Raw genomic sequence first — 15,201 nt, 5'->3', positions numbered from 1 at the left:
TTAGACAAATCCTTACCATACGCCAGTATAAAAGGGTAACTTTAATTTAAAAATAACATATTATCGATATATGGCGTCTAATGTTACGATATCAAAGGAGGTTTTTGATTTTTTGACCAAACTTAAAAACAATAACAATAGGGAGTGGTTCGAAGAACAGAAGCCTATTTTTAAAAAACATCAATCCGAAGTAAAGAATTTTCTTGAAGCGGCAAAGGTCAATTTAAGCCATCATGATGATATTGAAAAAATGAAGCTGTTCCGTATTTACAGGGATGTGCGCTTTTCTAAGGACAAAACACCGTACAAAACCCATTTTGCCGGATTCTTTTCCCGTTTAGGGGCACATTTAAGAGGTGGTTACTATGTTCATATTAAACCAGGGGAATCTTTTTTAGGGGCTGGATTCTGGGCGCCGAACAAAGAAGATCTTTTCAGAATACGAAAGGAACTGGAAATGGATGCCGATGAATTTCGGGAGGTCATTAACCAAAAAGAACTGAAATCCGTTTGGGGAGAATTACAGGGAGAAGAGGTAAAAACGGCCCCGAAAGGTTTTGACAAGGAACATCCGGATATTGACCTCATTCGAAAAAAGCAGTTTGTTTTCATGCGTCAACTTTCTGACGATGAAGTGCTCTCATCTTCCTTTTTGGACGAGGTGGATAAGTCGTACAGGGCCATACGCCCGTATTTTGACTTAATGAGCGATATCCTTACCACCAACTTAAACGGGGAATCAATTTTGGAATAAGGCTTCTTCTTCCAACAGTTGGATCTGATCTTTAAGGCGTTCCACCACCATATTCATCATTCTTTTGTTCAGGGCAGAAGAATTGGTGATATAATTTTGGTATTCTTCAACGGTAAATTGCCCAATGATCATTCCCTTTAGGGAGTTCCTGAATTTGATATCCTTTTGGATGGCCCGCTCAATGTAGTGGAGTTTTTTCTCCAAAGAGAGCTCGTAAAAAACACCTTTATGCTTGTTCGCATAATTCTTGAAAGCCTCTACCAACAAATAGTTTTGAAGTTTGATGACTGGGCGAAGGGTCTTGTTCTGAAAATGCTCGTCAAACCCCATTTGGCTGTTAAAATGTGACTCGGGAATGCTTGGACGAATGTCCAATCGACGGTCGGATTGTGAATCCATGGTTGTGATTTTTAATAAAATTACAGAATGATGAATCGCACACTTTTAAATATCGCAATAGTTGTCAACGATGTTATGAACAACCTTTTTATTTAATTACCTTAGTGTCGCAATATATCCAGCCTTTGAAAGCAACGTGATTCGTCTGTCAAAATGAGAACAAAGCTCCAATGGCACCATTAAAGATTATTGAACTTAACCATTATGAAAAGTGCACAATTAACCCGAAATATTATCAATTTGGGAATTCCAATTGGTTTGTTGGCAATTCTAATATTTATTACGCAATCCTCCCAGATGGTCGGGAACGATATATTGGACCTGTCCATTACCATTGATCTATTGTTTACAGTTCCATTGGTTTATTTCCTGCTCATCCGAAAAACAAAAACACCAAAAACAACAATTGTCCCAGTACTGATCCTTGGATTATTGGTCGGCTCATATTTTTTGCCAAAGGAAAGTCAGACTTATTTGGAATTATTTAAAAAATGGATTTTGCCCTTAATTGAAATTTCCATTTTGAGTTTCGTGATATTCAAGGTTCGTAAAGCTGTAAAGCATTATAAAGCGAAAATGAATTTAACTCTTGACTTTTATGATGCACTAAAGAACAGCTCCGGTGAAATTTTGCCCAAAAACTTGGCGTCCATCTTTGCTATGGAAGTGGCCGTATTTTATTATGGCTTAATCAATTGGAAAAAAAGGATAGTCCAAGATGGTGAGTTTACCTATCACAAAAAAAGCGGCTCACCTTCTTTATTTATAGGGTTGCTGATGGTCGCGGCCATTGAAACCGTGGGATTACATTTTTTACTTTCCAAATGGAGCGAAACAGCAGCTTGGATTACGACCGCCCTTAGCATTTACTGCGTGTTCCAACTGTTGGGTTTTGCAAAATCCTTATCTAAAAGGCCAATATTTATGGGTAATAAATCGCTTATATTACGATATGGTATCATGGGCGAAACAGAGATTCCCTTTTCCATTATAGATCATGTAGATTTATCGACAACGGACCTGAAAAAGGACAAATCAACTTTGAAGTTGTCCCCTCTAGGAGAACTGGAACAGCACAATGTTGTAATCAATTTGAAAAAAGAAAATACATTGCAAGGTCTTTACGGCATCAAGAAAAAGTATAAAACCATTGGGTTTTATGTTGATGAACCCCATGACTTCAAAGAAAAAATGGAAATTGCATTACAACAAAATTCATGACAAAGAGTTTGCGGGAAAACCAATTACCACAGAGATTACATTAAATGAAATTCGGAAAAGTAGACCATCCAGAACTTATAGACTTTACCATACCACCCGACCATCCCGATACCCATGTAGTACTATCTAAAAACAAGACAGGTGCAAAAACCAAAATACATGTGGGCTGCGCCAAGTGGAACAGGCAGGAACTCAAAAATTTCTATCCAAGAGGCACAAAGGATGAATTGGCCTATTATTCCACTCAGTTCAACAGTATTGAATTGAATGCCACCTTCTATCGTATATTTCCTGCCGAACAGTATGAAAAATGGTATGACAAGACTCCAGAGGGTTTTAAATTCTTTCCTAAGATGACCAGGGAAGTAAGCCATCTTCGACGAATGAACGATAAGGCATTGGAAGCAGCAGACCGATATCTGGAAGTAACCCCTCTATTGAGAGAAAAGTTGGGGACTATTTTTCTGCAAATGCACAATAACTTCGGACCTAAAAATTGGGATAGGGTAGTCCGTTTTGTGGAATACTGGCCCAAAGAGTTTCCTTTGGCCATGGAGTTTCGGCACACCGATTGGTTCAACGATCAAAAAGTGGCCGATGAACTTTATCATTTATTGGAAGAAAACAACATTGCCAATATTTTGGTGGATACATCTGGCAGGAGAGACCTTATGCACATGCTAATGACCAAGAATGAGGCTTTTGTTCGATATGTTGGTGCCAATCACGAATCCGATTATTCCCGTTTGGATGATTGGGTCGATCGTTTGTCTTCTTGGATGTCCATGGGATTGGAAAACATTCATTTCTTTGTGCATCAAAACCTTGAGTTGGAATCACCTTTGTTGTCCGCCTATTTCATAAAGCGGCTAAACGAAAAATTAGGTTTTGATTTGCACATTCCCAAAACCACTTTGCCCCCACAAAAGCGTTTATTTGATTAAATAGGCCCCAAATTGATCAAGTTTAAAATCTTGGGTATTTAAAATTGTTTACTCAATACTTGCCCAGTGCGAAATATTTCAAATTCGTAATTCGCATAAATTAAAGGGGTTAAGAAGAACCATCTTCAACGGATTGATCTAACTTTGTACTAGAATTCTAAACGTTTCAACTATGCGATTTCATTCACGAAAATGGGTAAAACCAGGAGATTTGAATGCCAATGGAACTCTTTTTGGAGGAAAGGTATTGGCTTGGATTGATGAAGAGGCTGCGTTGTATAGCATTATCCAACTTGAGAACAAAAAAATTGTTACAAAATACATGTCCGAAATCAATTTTATGAGCACTGCCCGCGAGGGCGATATCATAGAAATTGGTATCGAAGTGATAAAATTCGGGGTCACCTCCATTTCACTGAATTGTGAAGTTAGAAATAAGATGACCCACGAAAGTATTGTCACGGTTGACAATATCATTATGGTGAACTTGGACGACAACGGTAATCCCAAGGCCCACGGCAAAACGAAGATAGAATACGTTAAGGACCGCTTGGCCAAAAAGGAAAAAGAAGAACAAAAAGCTACTTCTTAGCCCATGGTTTTGGCTACGGCCTGAACCTCGTCCAGTACTCGTAATAAGTTGCCACCCCATAATTTGGCTATTTCTTCTTCGGTATAACCTCTTTTTACCAGTTCCAAGGTTACGTTGAAGGTTTCGGATGCATCCGACCACCCCTCAATGCCACCACCTCCGTCAAAATCAGAGCTGATACCCACGTGGTCAATACCGATCAAGTCCACCATATAGTCTATGTGGTCCACAAAATCGGACACGTTTACTGCGGGTGGCACATTGGGGTCGGTTGCTGCCAATTCTTCGCCAATGTTCCTAATATTTCTGTAGTTGGCAAAGAATTCTTCGCGCTGTTCGTCCGTTAAAGAACCAAATTGAGAACGCTCGTACCAAGCAACATCCAAGGAGTCGGCTACTTTTTTATAGATTTCTGTCATGTAGGCAGCACGGGCTTCGTGTTTTTCAGTATTCAAGTAAGAACTAAAGGCTACGGTCTGCACAACCCCTCCATTTTCTTTCAAAAGCATTAATTGCTCGTCATCCAAGTTACGGCTATGGCCGCAAAGTGCTCTGGCAGAAGAATGTGAAGCAATGATAGGGGCTTTGGTAAGTTCGATCATTTGTTTCATGGCTTCTTTGGACGGATGGGAAACATCGATCATTATTCCAACTCGGTTCATTTCTGCAACGGCCTTCTTACCAAGTTCGCTCAATCCATCGTGAAGCCAAACACTGTCTCGCTCTCCTGTATTGGAGTCGCTAAACTGGCTATGTCCATTGTGAGCAAGCGACATATAGCGGGCGCCGCGTTGCTGGTATTCTTCAATTTTAGAGAGGTCTTCACCAATGGGATAAGCATTCTCAACACCGATCATGGCCACTCTTTTCCCAGCTGACACAATTCTTCTCACATCGTCGGAGGTAAGTGCCAATTCAATTTGATCCGGAGCAATTTCCTCACACAACTTATGTATGGCCTCGAATTTGGAGATTGCATTTTCGGAAGCTTTGGCATAACCTTCGGCAGTCAAAGTGTCCTGACCTGTGTACACCACTAACCAAGCCACATCCAAACCACCTTCTTTCATTTTGGGAAGGTTGACTTGGGTGTCCAATTTTTGGGTATAGTTAATACTGTCCGTAAAATTTTGAACGTTGATGTCATCATGCGTGTCAATCGTAATCACGGAATCGTGAATCCGTTGGGCTTTTTCTTCCAAGGTTTCGGTCTTTTCTTGTTTTTTTTCTCCGCAGGAGATAAATAGCGTAATGCTTAGGAGTAGATAAAAATATTTCATGGTTGGTTTTTTACACATACAAATAAAGCAATTTGACAACAAAATACGAATGCTACGGAACAATAAATTGTAATCCGTAGGTTTTATCAACATTTTTAGAATGATTAATAACCTTTATAGCAATAAGTTGAGAACACGTGAACTGTTAACATATCTAGAAAAGTTGGAAATCGGATTGAGCTCGTTCTCCTATGAAGAACTGGGTGTGGTTGAGGCTGGAGAGCTCAAAAAATCTTTTGAAGTCTTTAAAATAGGACTGGAGAATAAGGTTTTTGGTGTTTCTGAAATGAAACAGCTCGAAAGCATCTACAAAAAAGTAGGTATTCAAAGTCTTGACACCAAAGACTCCGACCAAAACTGTAGTGGTAAACTTTTATCGTTGATTCAGGCCTTGGAAGGGACACCCCTTTCCAAAGATCAGCAAGAAATAGTAGAAGAATTAAAGAAACTGGTGCAGCAAACAGCTGAAAAAGATCAAGGTCAGCGTAAAGATACAGAGCGTATGTCCGATTTTGAATTTATAGAAAAGAGCCTTCAGGCTGGGTTTTCCTCTCAAAGTGTTGATCTACAGCCTGTTTTGGAGGACTGTATGGGACAAATGGAATTGCTGGAAGAACTGGTCCGCATGTTCAAACAAAATATTTTTGAGTTTATCGGCAGTGCCAAAGTCAATCTGATCAACGAAAACTTTGCGGAACTGGAACTTTCATGCCAAAAAATCATACCATCACTTCGAATGATGAAGGCTTTTGGTCTTTTGGAAGTTATCCAACAGGTTTCAAGATTGTGTAAAACGGACAAAGATGTAAAGCATCTTAATTTTCTGTATGACCAGTTTCTACAGGAATATCCACGTATTCAGGAGCAGATAGATTTTGAAATGGAAATATTCAGAACTATGTAAAATACCCCGAACATGGCAAGCAAAGAACTTCCAAAGTACCTACAAAGTATATTTTATCCATTGTTTCAGCACGCCAAGGATATGGAATGCCGATTAATGTTGATGGATGAAATGCTAAAAGTGGGGGATAGGAAAGAAATACCTTTTCTTGCCGAGCTGGAGTCTCATGACGACCCCAAAATAAGTAATAAAGCTTTTGAAATAAAAAAGGAATTGCAATCCAAACTTGGTGTAATGTCCAATACAGAGAGAAGAAGGTTGCCGATGAACCTTTGCTTTATCTACGATGAATTTGATATAAGGCCAAGTAAAGTTGATAAGGACCTTGATTTTGAAGTGGAACTGGACATTTTAAATATGAAAAAAGAATAGGACTACACCACTCAAAATAGGATGTACACCACATTTCTTGATTATGGAATAATCTTTAAAATGAATTAACGTTATACCTAAAACCCCGAACAAAAACCAAAGATTATCATGTTATACGACACCTACGGAGAAGAGTATTTGGCCTTTTTACAAGAACTGAACGAAATTTTGACAGTTAACGAGCTTGCCGAACTTGATTACCTATAGTAGACAACCACCCCAAAACTTGTTACCATGAAAAACAATAACAAAGAAAACACAGCTTATTTGAATTTTATTCAAGATTTGAAAGACATGCTCACTGATTTTGATATTAGTCTTTTGAGCAAACCATGATGTTTAAGTTTATATCATAAAAAAGGGGATGCTGACAACAGCATCCCCTTTTTTATTTTCAACAGCTTAATATCTTATCCTAAATAAGATTTCAAAATTTTGCTTTTTGAGGTGTGCCTCAATTTTCTAATTGCCTTTTCACGGATCTGTCTCACACGCTCCCTGGTCAAATCAAAGGTAGTACCGATTTCTTCCAAGGTCATGGATGGTTGGTCACCAATCCCATAATAAAGCCTGACCACATCTGCTTCTCTTGGCGACAAGGTATCCAAAGCTCTGTTTATTTCGGTATTCAAAGACTGGTGCATTAAGCCTTTATCCGGTTTTGGCGAGTCGCCGGCATTCAGTACATCATATAAATTGGATGTTTCCCCTTCTTTTAGCGGAGCATCCATGGACACGTGACGCCCAGTATTCTTTAATGATTGTTTTACTTCGGAAACCGTCATATCCAATTCTTTGGCAATCTCTTCTGGAGATGGCGGACGCTCGTGGGCTTGTTCCAAGTAAGAGAAGGTCTTTTTTATCTTGTTGATGGACCCGATCTTGTTCAAGGGAAGTCGAACCACACGTGATTGCTCTGCCAAGGCCTGCAGAATGGACTGGCGTATCCACCAAACCGCGTAGGAAATAAACTTAAACCCACGGGTTTCATCAAAACGTTTGGCCGCTTTTACCAGCCCCACATTACCTTCGTTGATCAAATCGGGCAATTTTAGCCCTTGGTTTTGGTATTGCTTTGCCACGGAGACCACAAACCTAAGGTTGGCGTTGGTCAATTTTTCCAAAGCAGCTTGGTCACCGGCCCTGATCTTCTGTGCTAGCTCAACTTCTTCCTGCGCGGTGATCAAATCGATCTTACTGATATCCTGCAAGTATTTGTCAAGCGATTTAGACTCTCGGTTCGTGACCTGTTTGATGATTTTTAGCTGCCTCATTCTTATATCTGGTTTTCTAGTGTTATAAGCTATCATTATACATTATAATCTCCATTTTTCCAAGTCGAAAATGTTATTCTTATCAAAATGTTATGAGCAAATAGGGGATTTATGTAAAAAAGTGGTCAATTTTTAATTGTTGATACAATTTTGATATAAAAGCATCCGAGTATTGGTCTCAAGCACAAAAAACCCCTAATTTTGTAGGGTTTTTTATTTAAGAATCCATAACGCATTTTCCCTTTGGAGGTAAACAAAGAAATCAAGAAGAAAACATTATACGATTATCAGGAAGAAGACCTGAATAAAATCTTTACCCAGCTGGACAAGCTTCCGGAGGGCACCAATATTTTGTACCAATTGCCCACGGGCGGAGGTAAAACTGTGGTGTTTTCAGAGATTGCCAGACGGTTTATCGAGCGTACGGGCAAAAAAGTAATGGTACTGACGCATCGTATTGAGCTCAGTAAACAAACCTCTAAAATGCTGAAAGGTTTCGGAGTGGCCAACAAGGTCATCAATAGTGAAGTAAAAGAACTTTACGATCAGGATGATTACATGTGCTTTGTGGCCATGGTGGAAACCTTGAACAATCGACTGCAGGAAGAAAAGGTGAAAATCAACAATATCGGTTTGGTGATCATTGATGAGGCCCACTACAATTCTTTTAGAAAGCTGTTCAAGTACTTTGATAAATCCACCATTTTGGGCGTAACGGCAACCCCTCTGAGTTCCAACATCAAACTCCCGATGAAGGATAACTACAAGCACTTGATCATTGGTGAATCCATACAATCGTTGATCGATAAAAATTTCCTGGCCAAGGCCAATCTTTACAACTACGATGTGAGCCTACGCACGCTAAAACTGGGCATCAACGGGGATTATACCGTAAAATCATCGGACGAGTTTTATAGTGCCCACAGCATGTTGGGCAAATTACTGACAGCCTACGAGGAAATTGCCAAAGGCACCAAAACACTTATTTTCAACAACGGTATCAACACCTCCCTTTACGTATACGAGACCTTTAAAAAAGCGGGGTACAACGTTAGGCACTTGGACAATAAAAACACCGCGACCGAACGGAAAGAGATTTTAGAGTGGTTTGCCGAAACCCCCGATGCTATTTTGACCTCGGTAAGTATCTTGACCACTGGCTTTGATGAACCAACGGTGGAAAGCATCATATTGAACAGGGCTACTCGATCACTTACGCTATATTTTCAAATGATCGGTAGGGGCTCTAGGGTTTTGCCGAATAAAAATGAGTTCAATGTAATTGATATGGGTAACAATATTGCCCGTTTTGGACCTTGGGATGCACCAGTGGATTGGCAAGAAATCTTTTATTTTCCAGATTTCTATTTGGAGAATATCAAGAATGATGAAGAAATCGAACGTGAATTTGTTTACGAGATGCCCGAAGAACTTCGCGCCAAGTTTAGCAAGTCCGACAACATCTCTTTTGATGTAAAAGAGGAATACAAGAAAATCTTTGCCCAAGGCAAAAAATCCAAGCTCGTATTGGAAAAAAGTATTGAACAGCATGCCCAGATTTGTGTGGAGAATAGCGAGGATGTGTTCGATGCCCGTATTTTGGCCAAGGAGTTGAAGGATGAAATCCAATATCGAGTAAAGCAGTATTCTTATTGTATCATGAACAATACCAAAAACTATAAGGAGTGGTTGGAGGAGGACTATGAGCGAAAATTGCGGTCCAGCATATCCAAAATGTTCGCGGCAAAAATGTAAGGCAGATTTTTGGATTGATCGATTTCTTGACACAAAGAGCTATCAGCATGAGCGCAGTCGAAGTAGCATCTAAATGGCTTTGACTATTGAATTTGCACGTAGTACTTTTACCTTTTACCCATGTACCTATAATTTAGCATGTTAAAAAAACTGCTTGTCATTGGTTATGTTTGGCCAGAACCCACAACAACGGCTGCGGGATGTCGCATGCAACAGTTATTGGAGGCTTTTTTAACTTTTGGCTACGATATAACCTTTGCCAGTACGGCCAGTAAAACCGAGTATAGTCTGGATTTGGAAAAAATGGGAATCACCGAAGTTCCCATACAGCTCAACCATTCCAGTTTTGATGCTTTTGTGAGGGAACTTTCTCCCGACCTTGTGTTGTTCGATCGTTTTATGGTCGAAGAACAATTTGGCTGGAGAGTGGCAGAATTTGCACCTCAGGCTATTCGGATTCTAAATACGGAAGATCTCCACGCTTTGCGAAAGGCTAGGGAAGAGGCCCACAAAAAAGGAAAACCCTTTGGGATCGATGATTGGAAAAACCATCCCATGACGTTACGAGAGACGGCCAGTATGTACCGTTGTGACATAAGTTTGATGATTTCCACGTACGAAATGGAAATTTTACAACAAGAACTTAATATTCCATCGAACTTGTTGCTGTATTTGCCTTTTATGGTAGATGTTTCAGCCACATCCAAAGACCAATTTGTACCGTTTGAAGCTAGAAAAGGTTTTGTTAGCATTGGTAATGGAAAACACGGGCCGAATATTGATGCGGTCAAAGTGCTGAAGCAAGAGATTTGGCCCAACGTACGAAAGCATCTGCCAAATGCGGAAATCCATATTTATGGTGCGTATTTGCCACAACAAGTGAACGAAATGCACCATCCCAAATCAGGGTTCTATATTGAAGGCTGGGCCGATAATGTGGCAACTGTACTGAAAAATGCAAGGGTTGTATTGGCTCCTTTGCAGTTTGGTGCAGGCATCAAAGGCAAATTATTGGATGCAATGCGGGTGGGCACTCCTAGCGTTACAACCAAGATAGGAGCAGAGGGAATGCACGCTGACCTACCTTGGAATGGAACCATTGCGGATGATTGGGATGAATTTGCACAAGCTGCGGTGGAATTGCATCAAGGTCAAGAACTATGGGAACAAGCCCAAAAACAGGGTTTTGAATTGCTTCGAACTTTTTATGATAAACAAATTTTGCAGGACCAACTTAAAGAACAGATACAACAACTAAGCAAATCTTTGGAAATCCATCGTCAGCAAAATTTTATAGGGAGATTATTGCAGCACCAAACAATGTCCAGTACCAAGTATATGGCTAAATGGATTGAGGAGAAGAATAAAGGTTGATTCTTGAACAAACCAACTCCGATATATACTTAACTACTTGGGACGTCAATCGAGCAATTGGTCTGTAATGATCAAGGTGTATTCAAATGCATTTTCCATGGGTTCACTCAAAATCCATGATTCGTCGTCAATAGGATTTTGTTCATACCTCAAGAAAAAATCATCGTTTTCCGAGGTATATATTTTAATGCTCTGAAACAAGAGGGATTCAGAGGGCATTACAGAAATGGTCTCTGTATTAAGGGTGGACCCAATGGTAATCGAAGATCGCTTCGCTATTTCCGTAATTTGATTGGAATCATCAATTAAAAACAAATCGGTATCGGTACTGTTTTCAATACTATAAGAGGTCTCAAATCCAGAGTCAACAAAGTCGTCCTCGCATTGAAACGACATAAAAAATGGGAACAGGAGCAATAGAAATACTTTTTTCATAGCTTTTTTCCATAAAGTTAAATCTATTCTTCTAAGTTAGGTTAGGCCTATGTTATTCCTTTGTAAAATTTACGGTGGCTCCACGTTGCTTAAAAAGCATGGTATGCTCTTCTGGATCAAAGGTCATGTTGATGCCTGCTGGAACAAACTCAAACTCATGTTCATCTATAGCTTCCAATGTAAATGCTGGCTGGCCCGTAGCTCTTCCTTTCAATACACCTTCCTCCACGGTTATTGTTATATCCAAAGGAAATTCGGGAGCGGAATATATACCAACATAAACCTCCAATTGTTCTGGGGTTACTTCGTAGGTGTTAAACTCGGGCATTTCAAAATCTTCATTATAAACCGTGCTCAAAACCGCTATGGCAATATCGTTGGTTGACATGTTGGCTCCATTCGAGGTCATGGCAAAGGTGACATCACCATCATTAAAATGTGCGAACATGGAAGAAAAACCATCAATACCGCCGGTGTGACCATAACTGGTTCGTCCGCGAAAAGGAAAACTGAACAACCCCAATCCGTAACCCTCTTGAATGTTCTTCATTTGTTCCACATACTCCATATTGAGCAGGTCACCATCAAAAAGTGCATGACTGAATTTAACAATGTCCGTTGGATTTGAAACTATGGCACCTGCACCTACGGGAATGGACATATCGGTCTCTGGTTGTTCCTGCCAACTATCCAGATACCTGTACGACTTGCATTCGTTGTCTTTTGCTCCAATTTTACCGCCAAGATAGGTGTCGGAAAGTCCCAAAGGTTCGGTGATATATTTTTGTAATAATGATGCGTACGGTTTTCCCAAGCTTTTCTCCAAAATATACGTCAACAACACAAAATTGGAGTTGCTGTACTGAAATTTGCTGTCTGGTTCAAAATCACTGCCTGCTTTTACAATTATTTCCACCATTTCGTCCTCAGTTTTCGGTTGTGTCATGTAAGTCATGTATACAGGGTCATCGGTAAAATTGTGTATGCCGCTCCGGTTCCCCAGCATTTGTTTAATGGTGATTTTATCTGCGTTGGGCACTTCAGGAAAGAAATCAACCAATGTTTGGTCCAAAGCCAGTTTACCTGCTGCTACAGCCTTAAATACCAGTACAGTAGTGAATGTTTTGGAAATGGAACCAATTCTATATCTGGAATCGGAAGTTGCCTTCGTTTCAGAAGCCATATCGCAATAGCCCACAGACCTTGTATAGACCAATTCCCCATTTTTAGAAACGGCGACACTGCCCATGAACTTATCGTTTTCCTCAAGAAGATCAAAATATTGATTTAGTTTGACGGAATCGAATTCTTGTGACCACGCCAAACAGCTTAAAAACAATAAGACTGATACTATCCAATTTTTCATATACAATGGTTAGTGTTTATTTTTTGATATATCCAGGACCATGCACCACGCGGCCAGGCATATTGCCTGTATGCTCCCCATCCTTCAAAACCTGGGTACCGTTTACGAAAACATGTTGAACTCCTTCGGAGTATTGATGGGGGGCCTCAAAAGTTGCCTTGTCTATGATGGTCTCATGATTGAAAAGGACCACATCAGCATAATTCCCTTCGGCAAGACTGCCCCGTTTTTTTATCTTAAGATTGGTGGCCGGCAACTGCGTCAATTTATGAATGGCACTTTCCAATGGGATAACATTTTCTTCACGAACATATTTACCCAATAAACGGGCAACGTTCCCATACGTTCTGGGATGGGTGCTAGACTTTAAGAAAACACCTTCGGTGGCTGGGGAACCTGCATCGGAACCAAAACTCATCCAAGGCAGCGCAATCTGCTTTTTTACATTTTCTTCGGACATTAAAAAATAGATGGTTCCTACACGACTGCCATCTTGTACCACCAAATCCATGGCTGTTTCCTCAGGTGAGGTGCCTCGCATTTCCGCTACTTCCTTTAATGTTTTCCCCGTGAGATATTTTAGGGAATCTGCCTTAAAGCCCACCAACAGAATTTTACTGGGGTCGCCTGCGGCTTGCATCAAACTTTCCCATTCATCCGTTGGAGTGGTCATTTCTTCTTTTACTTTTTTGCGAATCTCAGGATCCTGTAAGCGTTCTGCCCATTTATCATACCCGCCTTCCTGAACCCATGGTGGCATGGAGGCATCCAATCCTGTTGCTCCTGCAACATAATTGTACATATCGGCGGTTATGTGGAGTCCGGCAGCATTGGCAGAGTCAACTTTGGCCACTACATCGTCAAACTTGTGCCAATTTTCCTTGCCGCTTTGTTTGAGGTGATAAATTTCTGCACGGATATCGGCCTCATCTGCAATACGGATCAATTCATCCAAACTTTCCAATAATCTTGAACCTTCACTACGCATATGACTGATGTACATGCCATCATACTCGGAGGCAACCTTACAGAGTTCAATCAATTCTTCGGTAGTGGAATAAAATGCAGGTGCATATATTAAGGAAGAACCAACGCCCAAAGCACCTTCTTCCATGGCTTGTTTTACCATTAGCTTCATGGAATCCAATTCCTGTGGAGTAGGGGCACGGTCTTCAAAACCTACCGTGTTGATGCGTAAAGTGGTTGCGCCCACAAATGACGCTACATTGGGAGATATACCTTTATTGGTGAGGTATTCCAGATATTCGTTCAAGGTGTTCCATTCAATATCAAATTTAATGTCCCCCTGACTTTCCTGCTCTTCTTTTTTCATGGCCTCGTTGAGCGGCCCCATGGACCAACCTTCACCAAAAACTTCGAGGGTCACGCCTTGTTTAATGTCCGCCATGGATCGTCCGTCCTCGATCAAGGATTCTGTGGCCCAACTCAACATATTGATGAACCCTGGAGCCACTACCAAACCTGAGGCGTCGATTTCCTGTGTTCCCGTGGCATCGCCCAAATCTCCAATGGCGGCAATGGTATCTGCATTTATCCCAACATCTCCGGTATACGACGGTTTCCCAGAACCATCCACGATTTGCCCGTTTTTAATTAGAATATCAAAATGTTGGGGTTGTGAACAACTGGCAAAAAAAAGAAGGATGATTAAAAGTGTAAAGAGCTTGGTTGGTTTCATAGTTTGGTTATTTAGTGAGATAACCAATTTATGCTATTTTAACCGCAAAGCCAAGAGGAACTTGTTGAGTCTAAGCTTTTTTCACCCGATATTGATAAGGGTTTCTTCCAGGAGACTCTTTTTTAAGTTTGGGCAATCTTTCAAAAACTCCTGATGCGATCATTTTCTTTTGAAAACGACTACGATCCAAGGTCTCTCCCAAAATAGTTTCATGCAATTGATGCAGTTGAGGCATTGTAAACTCATTGGGGAGCAGATTATAGGTAAGTTGTTCCTGCTTGATGTCTTCCTTCAATCGTTCCTTGGCCGTTAGAACAATATCCTTGTGGTCCATCCACATGTTAGGAAGGGCATCCATATTGAACCATTGAAACGCCGAATCAATATCCCCTAACACAGGATGAGTCTTTTCAAAATCTACCAAGGAGTAATGGGCAAGGGTTACAAAGCGGTCGTTTAACCAGCAACCTTCGGTAAAATAAATATTGTTATTTTCTAAAAACTGTCTCCATTCCTCTGTGAATTTTCGGTCTTCACCACCAAATACGGACAAGAACTTAAAATGTGGGTCCTTCAATCCCGTACGTTCCCTTAATATTCTTACAGTAGCATCTTCCACTGATTCAGTTCGAAGAATATACCCTCCAGGTAGCAGCCATTTGCCACCTATTTGTAGCAACAAACACTTGAGTTGACCTTTATGAAAGGCTATAATGACCATATCTACCGAAAGGTTGGGCAGATATAATTTCTCACCATTTTCTATAAATTCCTTAAAATCCATTTCACAAAAATAATGATTTGTGTCACTTGGCCACAAATAAAAGATTTA

Annotated in this window: 15 protein-coding genes; 8 read left to right on the top strand and 7 right to left on the bottom strand. The window is 40.4% G+C overall.

Translation table 11 applies throughout. From position 1 onward, the window contains the following. The first annotated feature begins 70 nt into the window (after window positions 1–70). Entirely contained in the window at window positions 71–754 is a 684-nt protein-coding gene (locus J0X13_RS05255; RefSeq protein WP_207070386.1) for a DUF2461 domain-containing protein, read from the top strand. On the opposite strand, the gene J0X13_RS05250 is transcribed toward J0X13_RS05255, so the two are convergent. Beyond that, window positions 740–1,153 carry a glyoxalase gene (locus J0X13_RS05250; protein WP_207070385.1) on the bottom strand — a complete coding sequence of 138 codons (414 nt, stop codon included), beginning with the start codon at window positions 1,151–1,153 and terminating at the stop codon, window positions 740–742. The genes J0X13_RS05255 and J0X13_RS05250 overlap by 15 nt on opposite strands. Window positions 1,154–1,357: 204 nt before the next feature. On the opposite strand from J0X13_RS05250, the gene J0X13_RS05245 reads away from it, so the two are divergent. The 3 genes from J0X13_RS05245 to J0X13_RS05235 all read left to right on the top strand — a co-directional run bounded on the left by J0X13_RS05245 (window position 1,358) and on the right by J0X13_RS05235 (window position 3,910). After that, window positions 1,358–2,374 (top strand): hypothetical protein, encoded by a 1,017-nt coding sequence (locus J0X13_RS05245; protein ID WP_207070384.1) that lies wholly within the window; start codon window positions 1,358–1,360, stop codon window positions 2,372–2,374. A gap of 44 nt (window positions 2,375–2,418) precedes the next feature. After that, window positions 2,419–3,318 carry a DUF72 domain-containing protein gene (locus J0X13_RS05240; protein WP_207070383.1) on the top strand — a complete coding sequence of 300 codons (900 nt, stop codon included), beginning with the start codon at window positions 2,419–2,421 and terminating at the stop codon, window positions 3,316–3,318. 172 nt (window positions 3,319–3,490) lie between these two features. Beyond that, window positions 3,491–3,910 carry an acyl-CoA thioesterase gene (locus J0X13_RS05235; RefSeq protein WP_207026519.1) on the top strand — a complete coding sequence of 140 codons (420 nt, stop codon included), beginning with the start codon at window positions 3,491–3,493 and terminating at the stop codon, window positions 3,908–3,910. Here the strand turns inward: J0X13_RS05235 and J0X13_RS05230 are convergent. Next, a complete protein-coding gene (locus J0X13_RS05230) occupies window positions 3,907–5,190 on the bottom strand; it encodes a dipeptidase (protein WP_207070382.1) in 1,284 nt (427 codons plus the stop codon). The two genes, J0X13_RS05235 and J0X13_RS05230, sit on opposite strands and share 4 nt — an antisense overlap. Window positions 5,191–5,290: 100 nt before the next feature. Here J0X13_RS05230 and J0X13_RS05225 point away from each other — a divergent pair, with 100 nt between their 5' ends. Further along, window positions 5,291–6,094, top strand: a complete 804-nt coding sequence (locus tag J0X13_RS05225) for a hypothetical protein (RefSeq protein WP_207070381.1) — start codon at window positions 5,291–5,293, stop codon at window positions 6,092–6,094. Window positions 6,095–6,106: 12 nt separating this feature from the next. Then, window positions 6,107–6,466 (top strand): hypothetical protein, encoded by a 360-nt coding sequence (locus J0X13_RS05220; protein ID WP_207070380.1) that lies wholly within the window; start codon window positions 6,107–6,109, stop codon window positions 6,464–6,466. Between the two features lie 410 nt (window positions 6,467–6,876). Here the strand turns inward: J0X13_RS05220 and J0X13_RS05215 are convergent, their stop codons facing one another. Further along, the gene (locus J0X13_RS05215) at window positions 6,877–7,740 is read right to left on the bottom strand and encodes a sigma-70 family RNA polymerase sigma factor (protein ID WP_207026523.1); all 864 of its coding nucleotides are present in this window, start codon (window positions 7,738–7,740) and stop codon (window positions 6,877–6,879) included. 243 nt (window positions 7,741–7,983) lie between these two features. Between J0X13_RS05215 and J0X13_RS05210 the strand changes: the two genes are divergently transcribed. Together J0X13_RS05210 and J0X13_RS05205 are read left to right on the top strand one after the other, a co-directional pair. Next, on the top strand, window positions 7,984–9,495 hold the full coding sequence (locus J0X13_RS05210) for a DEAD/DEAH box helicase (protein ID WP_207070379.1): 1,512 nt from the start codon (window positions 7,984–7,986) through the stop codon (window positions 9,493–9,495). A 138-nt stretch (window positions 9,496–9,633) separates the two neighbouring features. Then, entirely contained in the window at window positions 9,634–10,869 is a 1,236-nt protein-coding gene (locus J0X13_RS05205) for a glycosyltransferase family 4 protein (protein ID WP_207070378.1), read from the top strand. A 45-nt stretch (window positions 10,870–10,914) separates the two neighbouring features. Here J0X13_RS05205 and J0X13_RS05200 read toward each other — a convergent pair whose 3' ends face one another. The 4 genes from J0X13_RS05200 to J0X13_RS05185 form a co-directional block, all read right to left on the bottom strand. Continuing rightward, entirely contained in the window at window positions 10,915–11,304 is a 390-nt protein-coding gene (locus tag J0X13_RS05200; protein WP_207070377.1) for a hypothetical protein, read from the bottom strand. A 52-nt stretch (window positions 11,305–11,356) separates the two neighbouring features. Beyond that, window positions 11,357–12,670 carry a serine hydrolase domain-containing protein gene (locus J0X13_RS05195; RefSeq protein ID WP_207070376.1) on the bottom strand — a complete coding sequence of 438 codons (1,314 nt, stop codon included), beginning with the start codon at window positions 12,668–12,670 and terminating at the stop codon, window positions 11,357–11,359. A gap of 16 nt (window positions 12,671–12,686) precedes the next feature. Continuing rightward, window positions 12,687–14,369, bottom strand: a complete 1,683-nt coding sequence (locus J0X13_RS05190) for an N-acyl-D-amino-acid deacylase family protein (protein ID WP_207070375.1) — start codon at window positions 14,367–14,369, stop codon at window positions 12,687–12,689. Window positions 14,370–14,439: 70 nt separating this feature from the next. Continuing rightward, window positions 14,440–15,153 (bottom strand): NUDIX hydrolase, encoded by a 714-nt coding sequence (locus tag J0X13_RS05185; protein WP_207070374.1) that lies wholly within the window; start codon window positions 15,151–15,153, stop codon window positions 14,440–14,442. Window positions 15,154–15,201: the final 48 nt, after the last annotated feature.

The sequence above is a fragment of the [Muricauda] lutisoli (nom. illeg.) genome (assembly GCF_017313105.1).
GTDB lineage: Bacteria > Bacteroidota > Bacteroidia > Flavobacteriales > Flavobacteriaceae > Flagellimonas > Flagellimonas lutisoli.
This window is presented reverse-complemented; position numbering and strand designations above follow the sequence as displayed.

Bases quoted from the DNA above. Each gene is read 5' to 3' on its own strand.
- J0X13_RS05235 (WP_207026519.1), top strand. From the start codon at position 3,491: ATGCGATTTCATTCACGAAAATGGGTAAAACCAGGAGATTTGAATGCC.
- J0X13_RS05185 (WP_207070374.1), bottom strand. From the start codon at position 15,153: ATGGATTTTAAGGAATTTATAGAAAATGGTGAGAAATTATATCTGCCC.
- J0X13_RS05240 (WP_207070383.1), top strand. From the start codon at position 2,419: ATGAAATTCGGAAAAGTAGACCATCCAGAACTTATAGACTTTACCATA.
- J0X13_RS05245 (WP_207070384.1), top strand. From the start codon at position 1,358: ATGAAAAGTGCACAATTAACCCGAAATATTATCAATTTGGGAATTCCA.
- J0X13_RS05225 (WP_207070381.1), top strand. From the start codon at position 5,291: ATGATTAATAACCTTTATAGCAATAAGTTGAGAACACGTGAACTGTTA.
- J0X13_RS05250 (WP_207070385.1), bottom strand. From the start codon at position 1,153: ATGGATTCACAATCCGACCGTCGATTGGACATTCGTCCAAGCATTCCC.
- J0X13_RS05205 (WP_207070378.1), top strand. From the start codon at position 9,634: ATGTTAAAAAAACTGCTTGTCATTGGTTATGTTTGGCCAGAACCCACA.
- J0X13_RS05190 (WP_207070375.1), bottom strand. From the start codon at position 14,369: ATGAAACCAACCAAGCTCTTTACACTTTTAATCATCCTTCTTTTTTTT.
- J0X13_RS05215 (WP_207026523.1), bottom strand. From the start codon at position 7,740: ATGAGGCAGCTAAAAATCATCAAACAGGTCACGAACCGAGAGTCTAAA.
- J0X13_RS05255 (WP_207070386.1), top strand. From the start codon at position 71: ATGGCGTCTAATGTTACGATATCAAAGGAGGTTTTTGATTTTTTGACC.
- J0X13_RS05220 (WP_207070380.1), top strand. From the start codon at position 6,107: ATGGCAAGCAAAGAACTTCCAAAGTACCTACAAAGTATATTTTATCCA.
- J0X13_RS05200 (WP_207070377.1), bottom strand. From the start codon at position 11,304: ATGAAAAAAGTATTTCTATTGCTCCTGTTCCCATTTTTTATGTCGTTT.
- J0X13_RS05195 (WP_207070376.1), bottom strand. From the start codon at position 12,670: ATGAAAAATTGGATAGTATCAGTCTTATTGTTTTTAAGCTGTTTGGCG.
- J0X13_RS05230 (WP_207070382.1), bottom strand. From the start codon at position 5,190: ATGAAATATTTTTATCTACTCCTAAGCATTACGCTATTTATCTCCTGC.